Source organism: Microbacterium sp. (genome assembly GCF_051860965.1).
Taxonomy (GTDB): domain Bacteria; phylum Actinomycetota; class Actinomycetes; order Actinomycetales; family Microbacteriaceae; genus Microbacterium.
The window spans coordinates 19113-38191 of record NZ_JBIMKU010000002.1; the positions used below are offsets into that span (position 1 = coordinate 19113).

The 19079-nt window shown below is 70.9% G+C and carries 17 protein-coding genes; 3 read left to right on the forward strand and 14 right to left on the reverse strand.

Features of this window, described 5'->3' with window-relative positions:
- Window positions 1–63: 63 nt before the first annotated feature.
- Window positions 64–1002 carry a cysteine synthase A gene (gene cysK, locus ACTIFV_RS03635; RefSeq protein WP_439591416.1) on the forward strand — a complete coding sequence of 313 codons (939 nt, stop codon included), beginning with the start codon at window positions 64–66 and terminating at the stop codon, window positions 1000–1002.
- Between the two features lies 1 nt (window position 1003).
- Window positions 1004–1573 (forward strand): serine O-acetyltransferase EpsC, encoded by a 570-nt coding sequence (gene epsC / locus ACTIFV_RS03640; protein ID WP_439591417.1) that lies wholly within the window; start codon window positions 1004–1006, stop codon window positions 1571–1573.
- Here the strand turns inward: epsC and ACTIFV_RS03645 are convergent.
- From ACTIFV_RS03645 to ACTIFV_RS03705, 13 genes are all read right to left on the reverse strand, one after another.
- Window positions 1566–2123, reverse strand: coding sequence for a toxin (locus ACTIFV_RS03645; protein ID WP_439591418.1), 558 nt, complete (start codon window positions 2121–2123; stop codon window positions 1566–1568). The two genes, epsC and ACTIFV_RS03645, sit on opposite strands and share 8 nt — an antisense overlap.
- Before the next feature lie 9 nt (window positions 2124–2132).
- Entirely contained in the window at window positions 2133–2531 is a 399-nt protein-coding gene (locus ACTIFV_RS03650) for a hypothetical protein (RefSeq protein WP_439591419.1), read from the reverse strand.
- A 181-nt stretch (window positions 2532–2712) separates the two neighbouring features.
- Entirely contained in the window at window positions 2713–3792 is a 1080-nt protein-coding gene (gene prfA / locus ACTIFV_RS03655; protein WP_439591420.1) for a peptide chain release factor 1, read from the reverse strand.
- A 7-nt stretch (window positions 3793–3799) separates the two neighbouring features.
- The gene (gene rho / locus ACTIFV_RS03660; RefSeq protein ID WP_439591421.1) at window positions 3800–5845 is read right to left on the reverse strand and encodes a transcription termination factor Rho; all 2046 of its coding nucleotides are present in this window, start codon (window positions 5843–5845) and stop codon (window positions 3800–3802) included.
- Window positions 5846–6045: 200 nt separating this feature from the next.
- The gene (gene thrB / locus ACTIFV_RS03665) at window positions 6046–6969 is read right to left on the reverse strand and encodes a homoserine kinase (protein WP_439591422.1); all 924 of its coding nucleotides are present in this window, start codon (window positions 6967–6969) and stop codon (window positions 6046–6048) included.
- Entirely contained in the window at window positions 6966–8054 is a 1089-nt protein-coding gene (thrC, locus tag ACTIFV_RS03670; RefSeq protein ID WP_439591423.1) for a threonine synthase, read from the reverse strand. The genes thrB and thrC overlap by 4 nt, the downstream gene beginning before the upstream one ends.
- A 1-nt stretch (window position 8055) precedes the next feature.
- Window positions 8056–9360, reverse strand: a complete 1305-nt coding sequence (locus ACTIFV_RS03675) for a homoserine dehydrogenase (RefSeq protein ID WP_439591424.1) — start codon at window positions 9358–9360, stop codon at window positions 8056–8058.
- Window positions 9357–10766: a diaminopimelate decarboxylase gene (gene lysA / locus ACTIFV_RS03680; protein WP_439591425.1), complete on the reverse strand. Its 1410-nt coding sequence runs from the start codon at window positions 10764–10766 to the stop codon at window positions 9357–9359. The genes ACTIFV_RS03675 and lysA overlap by 4 nt, the downstream gene beginning before the upstream one ends.
- A gap of 108 nt (window positions 10767–10874) precedes the next feature.
- Window positions 10875–11660: an LmeA family phospholipid-binding protein gene (locus ACTIFV_RS03685; RefSeq protein WP_439591426.1), complete on the reverse strand. Its 786-nt coding sequence runs from the start codon at window positions 11658–11660 to the stop codon at window positions 10875–10877.
- Between the two features lie 5 nt (window positions 11661–11665).
- On the reverse strand, window positions 11666–13330 hold the full coding sequence (argS, locus tag ACTIFV_RS03690) for an arginine--tRNA ligase (protein WP_439591427.1): 1665 nt from the start codon (window positions 13328–13330) through the stop codon (window positions 11666–11668).
- 113 nt (window positions 13331–13443) lie between these two features.
- Entirely contained in the window at window positions 13444–14334 is an 891-nt protein-coding gene (locus tag ACTIFV_RS03695; protein ID WP_439591428.1) for an SRPBCC family protein, read from the reverse strand.
- Window positions 14331–14669 (reverse strand): ArsR/SmtB family transcription factor, encoded by a 339-nt coding sequence (locus ACTIFV_RS03700; protein ID WP_439591429.1) that lies wholly within the window; start codon window positions 14667–14669, stop codon window positions 14331–14333. The genes ACTIFV_RS03695 and ACTIFV_RS03700 overlap by 4 nt, the downstream gene beginning before the upstream one ends.
- Window positions 14670–14713: 44 nt before the next feature.
- A complete protein-coding gene (locus ACTIFV_RS03705) occupies window positions 14714–15556 on the reverse strand; it encodes a transglutaminase-like domain-containing protein (protein WP_439591430.1) in 843 nt (280 codons plus the stop codon).
- 136 nt (window positions 15557–15692) lie between these two features.
- On the opposite strand from ACTIFV_RS03705, the gene ACTIFV_RS03710 reads away from it, so the two are divergent.
- Window positions 15693–16496 (forward strand): SGNH/GDSL hydrolase family protein, encoded by an 804-nt coding sequence (locus tag ACTIFV_RS03710; RefSeq protein WP_439591431.1) that lies wholly within the window; start codon window positions 15693–15695, stop codon window positions 16494–16496.
- Here the strand turns inward: ACTIFV_RS03710 and ACTIFV_RS03715 are convergent.
- Window positions 16493–19000 carry a LuxR C-terminal-related transcriptional regulator gene (locus tag ACTIFV_RS03715; protein ID WP_439591432.1) on the reverse strand — a complete coding sequence of 836 codons (2508 nt, stop codon included), beginning with the start codon at window positions 18998–19000 and terminating at the stop codon, window positions 16493–16495. The genes ACTIFV_RS03710 and ACTIFV_RS03715 overlap by 4 nt on opposite strands.
- Window positions 19001–19079: the final 79 nt, after the last annotated feature.

The window sequence follows — 19079 nt, forward strand, 5'->3', positions numbered from 1 at the left end:
CCTGCGGGAATGCGCCCTCCCCTAGGCTGGTTCACGGTCACGACCCTCCGCGAAAGGCCCGACATGCCCGGCATCCACTCCGACATCACCACCGCCTTCGGCGACACGCCGCTCGTGCGCCTCAACCGCGTCGCGGAGGGCGTTGACGGCAACATCCTCGCCAAGCTCGAGTTCTACAACCCCGCCGGCAGCGTCAAGGACCGCCTGGGCATCGCGATCGTCGATGCCGCCGAGGCATCCGGCGAGCTCAAGCCCGGTGGCACGCTCGTCGAATCGACGAGCGGCAACACGGGCATCGCGCTCGCCATGGTCGGGGCCGCGCGCGGCTACCGCGTCATCCTCACGATGCCCGCCTCGATGTCGAAGGAGCGCCGCACGCTCCTGAAGGCCTTCGGGGCCGAGCTCGTGCTCACCGACCCGACCAAGGGCATGTCGTTCGCCGTCGAGGAGGCCAAGCGCATCGTCGCGGAGACCCCCGGCGCGGTCTGGACGCGACAGTTCGAGAACGAGGCGAACCCCGCGATCCACCGCAAGACGACTGCCGAGGAGATCCTGCGCGACACCGACGGCAAGGTCGACTACTTCGTCGCCGGGATCGGCACGGCCGGCACCATCACGGGCGTGGGCCAGTTGCTCAAGGAGCGCGTGCCCGGTGTGAAGATCGTGGCCGTCGAGCCCGCCGACTCCCCCATCCTCACCAAGGGCACCCCCGGACCGCACAAGATCCAGGGGATCGGACCGAACTTCGTGCCCGAGATCCTCGACCGGGACGTCATCGACGAGGTCATCGACGTCGAGTTCGACGACGCCATCCGTCTCGCACGCGAGACGGCGACCAAGGACGGCATCCTGGTGGGCATGTCGAGCGGGGCCGCGATCTGGGCTGCGCTCGAAGTCGCCAAGCGACCGGAGGCCGCGGGCAAGAACATCGTCGTCATCATCCCGTCCTTCGGCGAGCGCTACCTCTCGACGGCGCTCTACGAGCACCTCTCCGAGGACTGACGTGTCGTTCTGGGGGCGCATCCGCGAAGACGTCGCCGCGGCGAAGCTGCGTGACCCCGCAGCGCGCGGCGGCGTCGAGATCGCGCTGCTGTACCCCGGGCTGCACGCCATCTGGGCGCATCGCGTCTGGCACGGGCTGTGGGTGCGGGGCTTCCGCTTCGTCGCACGTCTCGGCTCGCAGCTCACCCGCTGGACGACGGGCATCGAGATCCACCCGGGTGCGACGATCGGCCGCCGGTTCTTCATCGACCACGGCATGGGTGTCGTGATCGGCGAGACCGCCGAGGTCGGCGACGACGTCATGCTCTACCACGGCGTGACGCTCGGGGGTCGTCAGCGCGAGGGCGGCAAGCGTCACCCGACGCTCGAGGACGGCGTCGCCGTCGGAGCGGGCGCGAAGATCCTCGGCCCGATCAGGGTCGGCGCACACTCCGTCGTCGGGGCGAACGCCGTCGTGACGAAGGATGCCCCGCCGGACAGCGTCCTGGTCGGGGTGCCCGCCAAGCCCCGCTCGCGGCGCGCGGGCGAAGACACGCGCGCGATCCTCACCGCGCCCGAATACGTCATCTGAGCGACGCGAGCCATCGCTCGACCGCGCGGCGCCCGCGCAGCCGGACGACCGGCCAGCCGGCATCCATCCGCTTCGTCATCCGGTCGCGGGTCGTCGGGTGACTCGTCCACGCCCACAGGACGACGTTCTCGTGCGGATCGCGTGAGAACCACGTCGACGGACGCTCGCGATTGCCGTGCCAGAGTTCCTCGCGGCGGATGCCCCGCCTGAGCGTTCTGCGGATGATCCGGCTCATCACGAGCCGGCGGGGGTGGTCGAGCCACACGACGAGGTCGGCTCCGGCATCCGTCCCCGGGTCGAGGAGTCCGTCCAGCCGCGACGTCCAGTTGCCGTCGATCACCCAGCCGTCGGGATGCGCGGCGACGAACGCCGCGATGATCGCGTGCGCTTCGCCGAGGTCGCGGTACTGCCAGTCGGCGGCCCAGAACACGGCGTCGAGCTCGAGCCGAGGGAGGGCCGTCCGGCGCGCGATCTCGCCCGCGAGCGTCGTCTTGCCGGATCCCGATGTTCCGAGGACGCGGATGCGACGCGGATGCGGGGTCTCAGGCATCCATCGATGCTAATCGCGACGCGCGTCGACCTTCTTCTTGATGAACAGGGGCGGCAGCAGCCACGTCGCGAGGGCGGTGACGAGCCAGACGACGAGGGTGCCGATGATCCACGAGACCGGTCCATCGATGCCGATGCCCGCCGCCGGGATGACGACGGCGATGAGCAGCGCGACGAAGGTCGAGACCAGACCGATGCCGCCGAGGAACGCGCTGGCGTGGCGGCGGGTGATCTTGAACAGCCACGGCGCGAGCACGCTCTGCAGGACGGCGAAGATGAGGACCGCGAGCACGATCCCCCACCAGTCGTTCCAGTGCAGGTAGAAGCCCGGCAGGATGAGGTCCGCCGCGACCAGCCCGAGGAACGCCGAGACGACGAAGATGGCGGCGCGGATGAGGAACGTGATCACGCGCTCACCCTAGCGCTCCGCCTGCGGTTGACCGCGAACCCACGCGCCGGGTCGGCGCGTGAACCCGAACCCACGCACTTCCGACCAACCCACGCAGTTCTCGGCGACGAATCGGGTGGGTTCGCGAGAAGTGAGTTGGTTGGCCGGCGGGGTGACCTCTCGGGTCCGGGGGGCGGCGGGGTCAGGACTCCGCGCCGAGAGCGGCGAGGCGCGCCTCTTCGTCGGCCGTGATCGCCGACTCGATGATCGGGTCGAGCGCGCCGTCCATCACCTGGTCGAGGTTGTACGCCTTGTAGCCCGTGCGGTGGTCGGCGATGCGGTTCTCGGGGAAGTTGTACGTGCGGATGCGCTCGGAGCGGTCCATCCCGCGGATCTGGGACTTGCGGGCATCGGATGCGACGGCATCCAGCTCCTCCTGCTGCTTCGCGAGGATCCGTGCACGCAGCACGCGCATGCCGGCCTCGCGGTTCTGCAGCTGGGACTTCTCGTTCTGCATCGACACGACGATGCCCGTGGGCACGTGGGTGATGCGCACGGCGGAGTCGGTCGTGTTGACCGACTGACCGCCCGGCCCCGACGAGCGGAACACGTCGATCTTGAGGTCGTTCGGGTTGATGTCGACCTCTTCGGGCTCGTCGACCTCGGGGAAGACGAGCACGCCGGTCGTGGAGGTGTGGATGCGCCCCTGCGACTCGGTCACGGGCACGCGCTGCACGCGGTGCACGCCGCCCTCGTACTTGAGGTGCGCCCACACGCCCTGGGCGGGGTCGGTGGACGAGCCCTTGATCGCGACCTGGACGTCCTTGTAGCCCCCGAGGTCGGACTCCGTCCGCTCGAGCAGCTCGGTCTTCCACCCCTTGGACGCGGCGTACTGCAGGTACATCCGCAGGAGGTCCGCGGCGAACAGGGCGCTCTCGGCGCCGCCCTCACCGCCCTTGATCTCCATGATCACGTCGCGCGCGTCGTCGGGATCGCGCGGGATCAGCAGTCGGCGGAGGCGCTCCTGCGCCGCGGCGAGGGCGTCCTCGAGTCCCGGCACCTCCTCGGCGAACGCGTCGTCCTCGCGGGCGAGCTCGCGCGCGGCATCCAGGTCATCGGAGGCCGCGAGCCAGTCCTCGTGCGCCTTGACGATGCGCGACAGCTCGGCGTATCGCCGGTTGACGCGCTTCGCACGAGCCGCATCAGCGTGCACGGCCGGGTCGGAGAGCTCCTCCTGGACCGCCTTGTGCTCGTCGATCAGCCCTTGGACGGACTCGAACATCGCCGGCTCAGCGGATGCTGTTGTCGTCCGCGTGGGTGCGTCCGCCGCTCGACGCGGGCGCCGGGATCGACTTCTGCATCTGCACGAGGAACTCGACGTTCGACTGCGTCTCCTTGAGCTTGCCGAGCACGACCTCGAGCGCCTGCTGCGGGTCGAGACCCGCGAGGGCGCGACGCAGCTTCCACGTGATCTTGACCTCGTCGGCCGAGAGGAGCATCTCCTCGCGACGCGTCGACGACGCGTTGACGTCGACCGCGGGGAAGATGCGCTTGTCGGCCAGCTGGCGCGACAGGCGCAGCTCGCTGTTGCCCGTGCCCTTGAACTCCTCGAAGATCACGTCGTCCATCTTCGAACCGGTCTCGACGAGGGCCGTCGCGAGGATCGTGAGGGATCCGCCGTTCTCGATGTTGCGCGCGGCGCCGAAGAAGCGCTTGGGCGGGTAGAGGGCGGATGCGTCGACACCGCCGGTCAGGACGCGACCCGACGTCGGCGCCGAGATGTTGTAGGCACGGCCGAGGCGCGTGATCGAGTCGAGCAGCACGACGACGTCGCGACCGAGCTCGACCAGGCGCTTGGCGCGCTCGATCGCGAGCTCGGCGACGGTCGTGTGGTCTTCGGCCGGACGGTCGAAGGTCGAGGCGATGACCTCGCCCTTGACCGTGCGCTGCATGTCGGTGACCTCTTCGGGGCGCTCGTCGACGAGCACGACCATGAGGTGGACCTCGGGGTTGTTCGTCGCGATGGCGTTGGCGATCTGCTGGAGGACGATCGTCTTGCCGGCCTTGGGCGGTGCGACGATGAGGCCGCGCTGGCCCTTGCCGATCGGGGCCACGAGGTCGATGATGCGCTGCGTGAGCTTCTCGGGCGCCGTCTCGAGGCGCAGACGCTCCTGCGGGTAGAGCGGCGTGAGCTTGCCGAACTCGACCCGGTTCGCGGCGTCGTCGACCGAGAGGCCGTTGATCGCGTCGACCTTGACGAGCGCGTTGTACTTCTGGCGGCTGGACTGCTCGCCCTCGCGCGGCTGCTTGATCGCGCCGACGACGGCGTCGCCCTTGCGGAGGTTGTACTTCTTGACCTGGCCGAGCGAGACGTAGACGTCGCTCGTGCCGGGCAGGTAACCCGACGTGCGCACGAAGGCGTAGTTGTCGAGCACGTCGAGGATGCCCGCGATCGGGATCAGGACGTCGTCCTCGCCGATCTCGGTCTCGAACTCGTCGCCCTGGCCGCCCTGCGGGCGGCGCTTGTTGCGCTGGCGGTTGCGGGCGTTGCCCTGGGCGCCGTCATCGTCGGAATCGGATGCGGCGGCTTGCGGCTGGTTCTGGCCGCCCGTCGAGTTCTGGCCGTTCTGCTGACCCTGCGCCGGCTTGTCGCCCTGCGCGTTCCGGTTGCGGTTGCGGCTCCGGCTGCGGCTGCGGCTGCGGCCCGAGCCCTCGGCGGGCGCGTCGCCCTCGGCCGACGCGTCGCCCTCAGCGGAGGCGTCGGATGTGTCCGCCGACGCCTCACCCTCGCCGGCGGCAGTGTCCTGCGCGGCCGCGGGCGCCTCGTCGACGGCAGTCGATTCTTCGGCGGATGCCTCGGCGGCGGGCGCGTCGGCGGCGGATGCCTCGGCCGGCGCCTCTTCGGCGGCGACCTCGGGCTTGGGGTCGGTGCTCTTGGCGCGGCGCGGAGCGCGCTTGCGGACCGGCTTCGCGGCGACGGGCGCCTCGGGCTCGGCCGGCGCGTCGACCTCGACCGGTGCGGCCTCGGCGGCGGGCTCGGCCTCGGCGGCGGGCTCGGCCTCGACCGGGGCCTCTTCGGCAGCCGGCGCGGCCTGAGCAGCAGCCTCGGTCTCGGGCTGGGCCTCGGCGTCGGCCTCGGGCGCCGCCTCAGCGGCCGCCTCGGTCTCGACCGTCTCGGTGGAAGGCGCTTCGTCGGCCGCGGGTGCGGTCTCGACGGCGGCCGCCTCGACGGCCTCAGCGGCGTCGGTGGTTTCGATGTTGGCGTCGGCCTCGGGCGCGTCGGTGCGCTCTTCGGTCTCTGCGCCTGAGATGTGGATCTCGGAGATGGACTCCACGAGTTCTCCCTTGTGAAAGCGAATGAGATTCGGATGGATATGCACGACCGCACGGTCGCATGCACGACGTAGGAGCCCCGCTCCGCCCTCGGCTGATCAGACTCGGACCCTTGCGGGACCGCGCTGTGACGAGCTCAGAGACCGGGCACGGGGGGTGTGCGGTGGTTTCGCAGATGTGCGACGGAGGCCAGATTCACGGGTTACGTGGAACCCTCCGCATACTCCCTCACTGTACCACCCTTGACGTCGACGGCGAGCATGAGCGCATCCCACGGGGTGTCGGTGCTCTCCGCGACGAGCTCCGCCGCCTCCAGCCGGCGACCGGGGCCGTCGGCGAGCACGAGGACGCTGGGACCCGCTCCCGAGACCACCGCCGCGAAGCCCGCGGCGCGCAGTGCGCGCACGAGCCGATCGGTCTCGGGCATGGCCTGCGCGCGATAGTCCTGGTGCAGCCTGTCGCCCGTCGCGGCGAGGAGCAGCTCCGGGCTCTGGGTCAGCGCGGCGATCAGCAGCGCCGACCGCGAGACGTTGAACACGGCGTCCTCGCGCGGCACGTGGAGCGGCTGCAGGCTGCGTGCCACGCTGGTCGACATCGTGAATCCCGGCACGAGCACGAGCGGGGCGACGCCGCGGTGGACGAGCAGCTTCTTGTGCTGCGGTCCGCCCTCGTCGACCCACGCGATCGTGAAGCCGCCGAAGAGGGCGGGGGCCACGTTGTCGGGGTGTCCTTCGAGCTCGGTCGCGAGGCGCAGGAGCGTCTCGTCGCCGATCTCGACGTCGCCCTCGAGGAGTCCCTTCGCGGCGAGCAGGCCCGAGACGACCGCAGCACCCGACGAGCCCATCCCCCGCCCGTGCGGGATGACGTTGCGGGCCTCGAGGCGCAGGCCCGGCATCCGTCTCCCCATCGCCTCGAAGGCGTAGGCGATCGAGCGCACGACGAGGTTCGAGGCGTCACGCGGCACATCGGCCGCGCCCTCGCCCGAGACGGCGATCTCGAGCTCGCCGTCGGGCAGCACCGTGACGACGAGCTCGTCGTACACGCTCAGGGCGAGACCGAGGGTGTCGAATCCCGGCCCCAGGTTCGCGCTCGTGGCGGGAACCCGCACGAGGACGGATCGTGTCACGCGGTCGCCTCGACGGGGGCGAGTTCGAGGACGGATGCCACCTCGGACGTGGTCGCGTCCACCACGGTGGGCTCGACCGTCGATCCGTCGGCGTTGCGGAGGGCCCACTGCGGATCCTTCAAGCCGTGACCGGTGACCGTCAGCACGACGCGCGCACCCGCGGGCACGATTCCCGCCTCGGCGCGGTCGAGCAGTCCGGCGACGCTGATCGCCGACGCCGGCTCGACGAAGATGCCGACTTCGCCCGCGAGCAGCTTCTGCGCCGCGAGGATGCGGTCGTCGTCGATCGCGCCGAACCAGCCGTCCGTCGCGTCGCGCGCCTCGAGGGCGAGCTCCCACGAGGCGGGATTGCCGATCCGGATCGCCGACGCGACCGTCTCGGGGTTCTTCACGACCTCGCCGCGCACGAGCGGCGCCGACCCGTCGGCCTGGAAGCCGAACATGCGAGGCACGCGCGTCGAGACGCCGCGCTCGGCCTCTTCGCGGTAGCCCCGCGAGTAGGCCGTGTAGTTGCCGGCGTTGCCGACGGGGATGAAGTGGAAGTCGGGTGCGTCGCCGAGCTGCTCGACGACTTCGTACGCCGCCGTCTTCTGGCCCTCGATGCGGTCGGGATTGACCGAGTTGACGAGGTGCACGGGATAGTGGTCGGCGAGCTCTCGGGCGATCTCGAGGCAGTCGTCGAAGTTGCCGCGGATCTGGATGAGCCGGCCGTTGTGGGCGACGGCCTGCGACAGCTTGCCCATCGCGATCTTGCCCTCGGGGACGAGGACGGCCGCGGTGATGCCCGCATGCGCGGCGTACGCGGCGGCGGATGCCGACGTGTTGCCCGTCGAGGCGCAGATGACGGCCTTCGCGCCGTGCTCGACGGCGCGGGACAGCGCGACGGTCATGCCGCGGTCCTTGAACGAACCGGTGGGGTTCATGCCCTCGAACTTGACCCAGACGTCGGCGCCCGTGAGGCGCGACAGCGCGGGGGCGGGCAGCAGCGGGGTGCCGCCCTCGCCGAGGGTCACGACGGTCGAGGCATCCGTCACACCCAGCCGGTCGGCGTATTCGCGCAGGACTCCGCGCCAGACATGTGCCATGTCAGTCTCCTTCTACTCGCAGCATCGAGACGACCCGCACGACGACATCGCTCGCGGCGAGTCGTTCGACGGTGTCGCTCAGGTCTTGTTCGCGCGCCCGGTGCGTGCCGATCACGAGACGGGCGGTCGTGGCGTCCTCGCCTGTGACGGTCTGCTCGACCGTCGCGATCGAGACGTTGCCTTCGCTCAGGATGCCGGCCACCGTGGCGAGCACGCCCGGCTCGTCGGCGACCTCGAGCGTGACCTGATAGCGCGTCACGACGTGGCCGACGGGCACGATCGGCAGGTTCGCGCGCGTGGACTCGCCCACACCGACCCCGCCCGCGATGTGGCGGCGAGCGGCCGAGACGACATCGCCCAGCACGGCGGACGCCGTCTGCACGCCGCCGGCGCCCGCGCCGTAGAACATGAGGTTGCCGGCGGCCTCGGCCTGCACGAAGACGGCGTTGTTCGCGCCGTGCACGCTCGCGAGGGGGTGCGTGCGGGGAACCAGCGCGGGATAGACGCGCACCGAGATGGAGTCTCCGTCATCGCCCGACAGCCGCTCGCACACCGCGAGGAGCTTGATGACGTAGCCGGCGTGGCGCGCGGCATCCATCATCCCCTTGTCGATCTTCGTGATGCCCTCGCGGTGCACCGTCTCGAGCGGGACCGAGGTGTGGAAGGCGAGGGATGCCAGGATCGCGGCCTTCTGCGCCGCGTCGATGCCCTCGACGTCCGCCGTGGGATCGGATTCGGCATAGCCCAGCGCCTGCGCGTCGGCGAGCACGTCGAGGAACTCGGCGCCCTCGGTGTCCATGCGGTCGAGGATGTAGTTCGTCGTGCCGTTGACGATGCCCATGATGCGCTGCACGCGGTCGCCCGCGAGCGAGTCGCGCAGCGGGCGGATGATCGGGATCGCACCCGCGGCGGCGGCTTCATAGTAGACCGACGCTCCGACCTGGTCGGCCGCATCGAAGATCTCGGAGCCGAAGGTCGCCAGGAGCGCCTTGTTGGCCGTCACGACGTCGGCGCCCGAGTTGATGGCCTGCAGGATGTACGTCCGCGCCGGCTCGATGCCGCCCATGAGCTCGATGACGATGTCGGAGCCCAGGATCAGGGTCTCGGCGTCGGTCGTGAAGAGCTCCTTCGGCAGATCCGCGTCGCGGGGAGCGTCGACATCGCGCACGGCGATGCCGGCGAGCTCGAGTGTCGCACCCGCGCGATCGGCGAGCTCGTCACCGTGGCGGAGGAGGAGCGCTGCGACCTGGGAGCCGACGGCTCCCGCGCCCAGCAGCGCGACCCGCAGGCGGCGGTAGTCGGTCATACATTCCCTTTCGTGGGGGTGCCGATGCCCGCATCGCGGGACAGCAGATCATCGATCGTCTCACCGCGCACGATGATCCGCGCCCGGCCGCCGCGCACGGCGACGACGGGAGGGCGCGGGACGTAGTTGTAGTTGCTCGCGAGCGAGAAGCAGTAGGCGCCCGTCGCGGGCACGGCGAGCAGGTCGCCGGGCGACACGTCCGCCGGGAGGTACTCGTGATCCACGACGATGTCACCCGACTCGCAGTGCTTGCCCACGACGCGCACGAGCGCGGGTGCGTCATCGCTCGTGCGCGATGCGATGCGCGCCGAGAACTGGGCGCCGTAGAGGGCCGGCCTCGCGTTGTCGCTCATGCCTCCGTCGACGCTCACGTAGAGGCGCGTCGCCCCCTCGCCGAGCTCGACGGACTTGGTCGTGCCGACCTCGTAGAGCGTGACGCCCGCCTGGCCGACGATCGCGCGGCCCGGCTCGAAGGCGAGGTGCGGGACCGGGATGCCGCGCCTCGCGCACTCCCCCGCGACGGCGTCGACGATGCCCGCCGCGAGCTCCTCGATCGGCGTCGGATCGTCGGCGGACGTGTAGGCGATGCCGAACCCGCCGCCGAGGTTGAGGACGGGGAGGTCGCCGATCGCGGCATGCACCTCGACGAGACGAGCCGCCGATTCCCGGAATCCGGCGGTGCCGAAGATCTGCGATCCGATGTGGCAGTGCAGGCCGACGAGCTGGAGCCCGGATGCCGCACGCACGCGAGCGGCGATGGCCGGGGCATCCTGCAGCGTGAACCCGAACTTCTGATCCTCGTGGGCCGTCGCGAGGAAGTCGTGGGTCTCGGCGTGCACACCGCTGTTCACACGGAGCAGGACCGGCTGCACCACGCCGCGGCGCTCGGCGATGGCCGCGAGCCGGTCGAGCTCGACGATGCTGTCGACGACGACCGAGCCGATCGCGACGTCGACGGCGTTCTCGAGCTCGGTGACGCTCTTGTTGTTGCCGTGGAACCCGAGCCGCGACGGGTCGGCACCCGCACGGAGAGCGACGGCCAGCTCACCACCGCTGCACACATCGACGGCCAGACCCTCTTCGGTGACCCAGCGCACGACCTCGGTCGACAGGAACGCCTTGCCGGCGTAGTAGACGCGGGCCTGCACGCCGTGCGCGGCGGCCGCGTCGCGGAACGCGCCGAGCGTGCGACGCGCGTGGGCGCGCACGTCGTCCTCGTCGAGGACGTACAGCGGTGTGCCGTACTGCTCGGCGAGCGCCGTCGCCGGCACGCCGCCGATGCGGATCACTCCATCGTCGCCGCGACCGCTGCCGGTCGGCCACACGGCGCGAGCCAGGGCGTTCGCGTCATCCGGAATCCGCAGCCACGACGGAGCCGCGGTGCGAGGGGACGGGACGGCGGACACGGTGGAACCAATCAGATGGAAGCTTCGGCGCAGAGGAGCGGGCGGTGGATGCACGCCCGAAACGGTTCCTGAAGTCTAGGGCACCCGGCATCCGCGCCCCGGCATGTGTCAGCAGGTGCCGGGCTCGCGCATCGCGGGGTCGGTGAGCATGGACGGGGAGATGTCGAGCGTCGCGACGAGCTCGTCGCCGCTCACCGCCACCGTCGAGAGCGTGAGCCCGGCGGGCAGGCTCGAGGCGATGCAGACCGGCCAGTCCCGCAGCACGGCGTTCGAGAGCACGCCGAACTGACGGCGCAGCTCGTCCGCCGTGACATCCGCCCCCGCGACCTGCAGCGACGCGGGAGTCAGCACGAGGTCGCCGTCCTGGGCGCTCGGGGTGAGCGATACGCCGATGGGGAACGCGACGCCGAACAGCGACAGCTCGGTCGAGATCGTGACGTCCGGCTCGGCGATGCCCAGCGTCTCCTCGGGGAAGCCGTCGACGTTCGCCATCAGCGCGCGCAGCTGCTCGGCGTCGAGTTCGACCGCCGCCGTCGCACTGCCCACCGACGATCCGTTCAGCGCGATGTCCTGCGCGTGCACCGTCACGTCGCCGGCGAAGCCGCGCAGCACGACGTCATCCGCGGAGACCGTCACGTCATCCAGCTTGCCGCCGATGAGCTGCGGGATGACGGTGCCCACGACGTCGACGTCGAACTGCTGATCGGCCGAGAGATCGAGGTTGGATGCCACGATCCCGCGGATCGCGTTGGTCACGACCGAACGGGCGATCGCCTCTGCCAGGAACCACGCCCCGACGAGCAGGCCGATCACGACCAGCAGCGCGACGACCCACGGCCATCGGCGCCGCCGGGCGGGCGCGCCCTCGACGCGGATCGGGACCGTGCCGCTCACGCGGACTACATCCGCTCCGGTGCGTCGACGCCCAGCAGCGTCAGCCCGTTGCGCAGCACCTGGCCGGTGGCGTCGTTGAGCCACAGGCGCGTGCGGTGAACGGCTTCGACCGGGGCATCCCCGAGCGGGATGACGCGGCAGCTGTCGTACCAGCGGTGATACAGCCCTGCGAGCTCCTCGAGGTACCGCGCGATGCGGTGCGGCTCGCGCACTTCGGCCGCGTAGGCGACGATGCGCGGGTATTCCTGCAGCGCGCCGAGGAGTGCCGACTCGGTCTCGTGCGTCAGCAGCTCCGGCGCGAACTCCGAGCGGTCGACGCCGGATGCCGCGGCGTTGCGCGCGACGTTGTGCGTGCGCGCATGCGCGTACTGCACGTAGAAGACGGGGTTGTCGTTCGTGCGCTTCTGCAGCACGTCGAGGTCGACGTCGAGGTTCGAGTCGGTCGAGCTGCGCACGAGCGCGTAGCGCGCGGCATCCTTCCCGACGACCTCGACGAGGTCCTCGAGCGTGACGACGGTGCCGGCGCGCTTGGACATGCGCACGGGCTGGCCGTCCTTGACGAGGTTGACCATCTGTCCGATGAGGATCTGCAGGTTGACGCCCGGCTCGTCGCCGAACGCCGCCGTCATCGCCATGAGGCGCTGCACGTACCCGTGGTGGTCGGCGCCCAGCATGATGATGCAGCGGTTGAATCCGCGCTCGCGCTTGTCGAGGTAGTAGGCGAGGTCGCCCGAGATGTAGGCCGGCGTGCCGTTGGAGCGGATCACGACGCGGTCGCGGTCGTCGCCGAAGGTCGTCGAGCGCAGCCAGAGGGCGCCGTCCGCCTCGAACATGTGGCCGAGATCCGAGAGCCGCGCGACGGCGCGCTCGACGGCGCCCGACTCGTGCAGGTCGTTCTCGTGGAAGTACACGTCGAAGTCGACGCCGAAGTCGTGCAGGCTCTGCTTGATCTCGGTGAACATGAAGTTCACGCCCAGCTCGCGGAAGGCCTCCTGCTTCGCCTCGGGATCGAGCGCATCGATGTCTCCGTCGTAGGCGAGGGCGACACGGCGCGCGATGTCGGTGATGTAGCCCCCGCCGTACCCGTCCTCGGGTGTCGGGAGGCCCTCGTGCGCCGCGACGAGGCTCCGCGCGAAGCGGTCGATCTGGGCGCCGTGGTCGTTGAAGTAGTACTCGCGCGTGACCTGCGCGCCCTGCGAGGAGAGGATGCGGGCGAGGGAGTCGCCCACGGCGGCCCAGCGGGTCCCGCCGAGGTGGATGGGGCCCGTGGGGTTCGCGGACACGAACTCGAGGTTGATGATCTCGTCGGACCGCGAATCGTTCGTGCCGAAGTCGACGCCCGCGTCGACGATCGTCTTGGCGAGGGCGCCGGCGGCCGCGGCATCCAGTCGGATGTTGATGAATCCCGGGCCTGCCACCTCGACGCTCGCGATGCCGTCGACGGACGCGAGCGCGTCGGCGATCTCGGCGGCGAACTCGCGCGGGTTGGCGCCCACGACCTTCGCGAGGCGCAGCGCGACGTTGGACGCCCAGTCGCCGTGGTCGCGGTTCTTCGGGCGCTCGAGCGGGAGGTCGTCTGCCGCGAGCCCGGCCGCTGATCCCTCGCGTCGCGCCTCGGCGAGCGGGGTGACGACGGCGAGCAGAGCGGAAGACAGGGCTGCGGGATCCATAACCGCACCAGTCTAGTTCGGCGGCGCCATGCTCCGGATGGGCGCGAGACCGGCCGCTGAGCGGGAGAACGGTGCCGCGGTCGTCCCTCCGTCTTCGCGTGGTCTCCGACGGGTCAGACGGCGAAGGCCCGCTCGAGGGCGGAGAGCACGAACTCCCACCCCTGGCGATACGACTCGACCGGCTCGTCGGTCGCCCAGGGGCCGGTATGGCGGACGGTCAGCACAGTGCCCCCGGCGGCGTCGTCGGCGAACGTCACCTCCACCGCCTCATCGGCCGACGCACCGTCGTCGTCGGTCCACACCCACGTGAAGGCGAGGCGTTCGAGCGGCTCGACGACGAGGTACTCCCCCGCGACGGCCATGCCGTGCGCGGGCGCGGCGAAGCGGTACTTCCCGCCGACCCGCACGTCGGCGGCGATCTCGACGTCCGACCAGTGGCTCCACCACCACGTCGCGAGCCCGCGCTCGGTCGCCCACGCCTGCCAGACGCGCTCCCGAGGGGCATCCATCCGCGCCGTCAGCTCGAGCGGGCGCTGCTGCATGAGCGTCCAGTCGGCGGCGGGAGTCGGGGCGGACGCAGCTCCCAGCACGTCCGCGAGCGCCGCGAGGGATGCCTCCCACCCCGCGCCGTAGCCGCCCGTCCAGTGCGGACGCAGGCGATCGTGCGTGATGCTCACGCGCGTGCCGGCATCGGTCGGGGTGAGACGGATGCGCACCGACCCGGGATCGTCGTCGCCCGACCACCACACGTACGACAGAGCGCGCGGTGCATCGCACGAGACGAGCTCGGCGCGACGCACACGACCGCCGCCGATGTCGACATGGAAGACGTCGCCGGCGGCCGTGGGCATCGGACCGGTCACGGTGCCCAGCACGCGCGCGATGCGCTCGCGCGTCGTGATCGCATGCCACACCTCTTCCGGCGTCGCACGGTACTCGCGCGCCAGCGAAACCGTCTGCTGCGCGGCGTCGCCCGTCAGGGCGCGGACGATCGGATCGGTCATGATTCCTCCTCGGATGCAGCGCGGCGACCGCGGTGCAGTTCGGTGTCCAGCGCGTCGAGTCGCGTCAGCCAGAACGCGACCTGCGCGTCGACCCACTGCTGCGCCTCGGTCATCCGCTCCGCCTGCAGCGCGTAGATGCGTCGCGAACCGGCGGGCATGCTTCGGGCGAAGCCGGCATCGCGCAGCACCTTCAGATGATTCGAGACCGCCGGCTGACTGATGCCGAACTCATCTCGGACGACATCGGTGAGCTCGCCCGCGGCCTTGTCGCCCTGCGCCAGCAGTTCGACGAGACGCCGGCGCACCGGATCTCCGAGGACATCGAGAGCATGCATGACCTCTTTGTATCACTCTCTGCTGATATCAGCAAGAGTTGATATCACGAGATCTGGATCAGCTCAGTGAAGTCGTCGGCGGCGGGCGCGAAGTCGTCGATGGATGCCGCACCCGCCGCGAACCCCGTGTCGTCCGGCACGACCCACGCGTCGACGTGCATGCGCTGCAGACCGACGTATCCGCCGTGGTAGCTCAGGAACGCGCAATCCGCGGCATCCCGCCCCGTCGCGATCCGCACGAGGGAGCGCCGGTTCGCGAGGCGCGTGCCGTCGATGACGTACCAGGCGCCGTCGAGGTAGGCCTCGGCCACGGCGTGGAAGTCCATCGGGCGGAGCCCCGGCGCGTAGCAGGCCGCGTAGCGCGCCGGAGTGTCCATCGCACGCAGGAGCGCGATGACGAGGTGCGCGTAGTCGCGGCACACGCCCTGACCCGTCATCAGCGTCGTGACCGCGCTGTCGGTGCCCGCGCTCAGGCCGGGCGTGTAGGTCGTGCTGGTGGCGACGAAGTCCGACACCGCGGCGATGAGGTCGTGGCCGTGGAGTCCCTTGAACTGACGCCGAGCCTGCGGGAACACCTCGTCGGACTGCGCGTAGCGGCTCGGCCGCAGGTACGTGATCGCCTCGAGGTCGCTCGTGCGCGTCGAGACGTTCTGCCCCTCGATCGTCGCCTCGTACCGGACTTCGAGCAGCCCGGGCTCGGCCGTGAGGCGGTGCAGACGGCTGCCGGACTGGTCGACGATCTCCGTCGGCGTGTACACGCGATCGCCCTGCGTGAACGTGAGGAGCTCGCTCGCGACCGGAGTCTGCTGGGCCGCGGTGACCTGCAGGATGAGGTCGACGGACGCCCCCAGATCGAGGTCCAGTTCGGCGGTCACGACACGTTGCACCGAAGAATCCTCGCATGCCCGATGCCGCGCGCCGAACGGGGTGTGGAGGGCCCACATCCATCCCCCGCGACACGCGGTGGGACACTGTCGGAAACCGGGATGCGCGGATCCGCCCGCAGTCGTTTACCCTCGTGGAATGCACGCGCACGGACGCCCCCGCGCACGGCGTTCGTGGCTCGCCCTCGCGGGCGTCGCGGCCGCCGTCGCGATCGTGTGCGCCTTCGGCCTGATCCGGCCCTCCACAGCGTCCGCGCCGCCGGCCGTCGCGGCGGCGGACGCCGCTCCTCCGGCGACCGCGCCGCTCGCCCTGCCGGAGCATCCCACCGTCCTCGTCTTCGGCGACTCATGGGTCTACGGATCCGCCGCCAACGTGCCCACGCTCGGCTTCGCGTACGTCGCGGCCGAGAAGCTGGGGTGGAACGCGGTCGTCGACGGCGTCCGCGGGAGCGGCTACCTCAAGCCCGGCCTCGACGGACCCGCCTACGGCGAGCGCATCGCGGCGCTCGATCCCGCCCTCGACCCCGACCTCGTCATCATCGAGGGCTCGATCAACGACCGGCGCCTCTACCCCGATGGCTACGAAGCCGCCGTCACGACCGCGTGGGATGCGCTCGCGGCGATCTATCCCGACGCGCAGATCGTCGTGCTCGGGCCGGCGCCGCAGGTCCTGCCGATCGAGAAGGCGACCTCGCAGATCGACGACGAGCTCTCGGCACTCGCGGCCGACCGAGGGTGGCTGTACATCTCCCCCATCGATCAGGGGTGGATCACCGACGCCAACTACGCGGCCGTCATCGACACCAGCGAGCTCGGCAACAACCATCCGTCGACCGAGGGCCACGCGTATCTCGCCGTCCGTCTCGACGAGGCGCTCGCGGCGCTGTCCGGAGCGTCCGCCATCGTCGCGGACGCACCCGTCGACGGCGGCGGAGTGCGCTAGCCCAGCGCGTCCTGCGCGAGCAGAAAGGCTTTGACGTCCTGGCGCCTGCTCACACCCGCTTTGCGCAGCAGCCGGTTGACGTGAGACTCGACCGTCCGGACCGAGACGACGAGGGCCTCGGCGATGACGGCGTTGGAGAGTCCCGAGGCGACGAGCTCGGCGATCTCGCGCTCGCGCCGCGTGAGGGCGACGGGTGGGATGCCGACGTCGACCGTGCCCGCGGACCGCAGTCGATCGCGCTGGGCGACGATCTCGCCCGCCGAATCCGACGCGCCGACGGCCGCGAGCGCGGTCTCGGCGACGTTCAGGGCCTCCCGCGGCCGGCCGGCCGCTTCGAGTTCGGCGATCGCGGCGACGAGAGCGTCGGTATCGGCGCGGACGAGGGCTTCCGCGATGCGTCCCTGGCGGACGATCCCCGACATCCGCACCTCGCCGATGCGGTCCGACACCCGAGCCCAGATCTCCTCGTCCGGCACGTATGTCACGGCCTCGAGATAGCAGCATGCCGCTGAGAACAGCGCCCCGCGCTCCCACAGCGCATCGCCGGCATCGAGACACGCTGCCGCGGCGGCCGTCGGTCCGCCTTCGATGAACGCCATGCGCGCGTACGGCATGCCGCTGGTCTGACCGACGAGGGGTCCGTCCACGAGACCTGCGGAATCGACCTCGGCGAGCAGCTGCTCCATGAGTGCGCGCTGACCGCGACGCGCCGCCATCTCGGCCGCCATGGTCTTGAGCCCTATGAACGACAGCGAGGGGTGCGGCGCGGCCAGTCCGAGGAAGGCCGACTCGCTCAGGATGTGGTCCGCGTCATCCGGCCGCCGGTCCATCGAGGCGCAGAGCGCCGCGAGGAAGGCGTACATGCGGATGAGCGTCGCGTCGAGGTCTCGCTGCGCCGCCGCCAGGCCCTCGGCTGCCAGCCGCGCCGCGGCGTCGAACCGCTCGGCCGTGAGGTGCGAGACGACGACGAGCGCGTCCGCGATGGGATCGGGTTCGGCGCCGAGCGCGGCGCGGTGAGCGAGGACGGCATCCGCCTGCTCGCCGAGGCCGCGCGCCAGCATCCAGAACGCACGCGCACGGAGAACGGCCGCGTGGGCTTCTGCCGAGAAGCGCGACACGTCGACGCCGTCGAGGGGGTCGCGCTCCGGCACGACGAGGAAGGTCGATTCGAGCTCGGCTGCGCGTCCGAGCAGCAGGCCGCCCTCGCGCGGAAGGGTTGTGGCCCGCGCACGCAGTTCGGCGACGGCGCTCGCGGCGTCGCCGCGCCCCGCGCGCTCGGCCAGGCGCGCGCTCTCCCACTCCGCACGCTCCCGCTCGGCGCCGTCGAGTCCGCGCGCGGCCGCGACGAGCGCATCGAGCTCCTCGGCGTCGTGCGCGCCGTCGAGTTCCAGCGCCGACAGCAGCGCGGTCGCGGTCGCGAGGGTGGGCGCGGAGTGCCACGCCTCGCGTGCGCGGAGAGTCCGCCGACGCGTCCGATCGTGCACGAGGCGCACGAAGACGGCGGCGTCGCGCGGCGTCGTCGCGCCGTCCTCCAGTGCGGCGCCATCGGCGAGCACATCGTCGACGACGGCGAGCAGCTCGGATCGTCGCCCCGCTCGGGACTCATGCCGGAAGTACTCCACCAGAAGCGGTGGGCGGATCGACACCACAGGGACCCCGGCCACGTCGACGACCGAGAGGAAGGAGCGGTCCTCCAGCTCGCTGACGCGCTTGACGCCGACGGCGCGGACCGCCGTCGCGATCCCGATCGGTCCGAGCAGACCGAGGATCTCGAGAGCGTCCACGGCTCTGCGCGACAGCGGATGCAGGATGACTTCCGCCATATGCCGGAGCGACGGCGTCCAGAGGGAGCCGGTGGCGTGCGCGACACCGTCTTCGACCACGAGCGTGCCGCCACGGTGTGCGGCGTCGACGACCGCCGCGGCGAGACCGACGTTGCCGCCGGACTTCGCGAAGACCCGGCTGAGGGTGGCGGGATCGATGCGGTGCCCCGCGGCGGACTCGAGCGCCGTCTCGAGCTCGGCGTACCCCATCCCGGGGAGGCGCATCGCATAGGTCGTCGTGAAGGCACCCGTCGGCAGGACAGGGTCGTGACGACCCCGATGCACGAGTCGGGACGACAGGATCGGAACCGACGCCTCCGTCTGCACGGTGCGCAGGACTCCGGCTGAGACGGGATCGAGCATGTCCCAGTCGTCCACCACGATGAGCGTGCGTCCCGGCGAGATCGACTCCGAGACCGCCGCGACGGCGGCCGCGATGCTGGCGGCTCGGCCGTCCTGCGCCTCCTCGACGCCCGCGACGCGGAGCGCGACGAGCGGCACCTGCGCGAAGGACGACAGACCGCGCGCGCCGATCGTCTTCCAGCCGAGGGCGGCGAAGTAGTCGCCGATGCGACGCAGCAGATGCGTACGCCCGCTTCCGTGCTCACCCTCGATGTCGAGACTGCGACCGCTCTGCAGGACGTCGACGGCGGAGAGGAACAGCTCGTTTCTCGTACTCACGCCGCCTCCTCGCCGCTGTACCTACGGAGGATCTCCCTCCAGTACGCAAAGTACACGGCGTAGCACAGCAGAACTACGG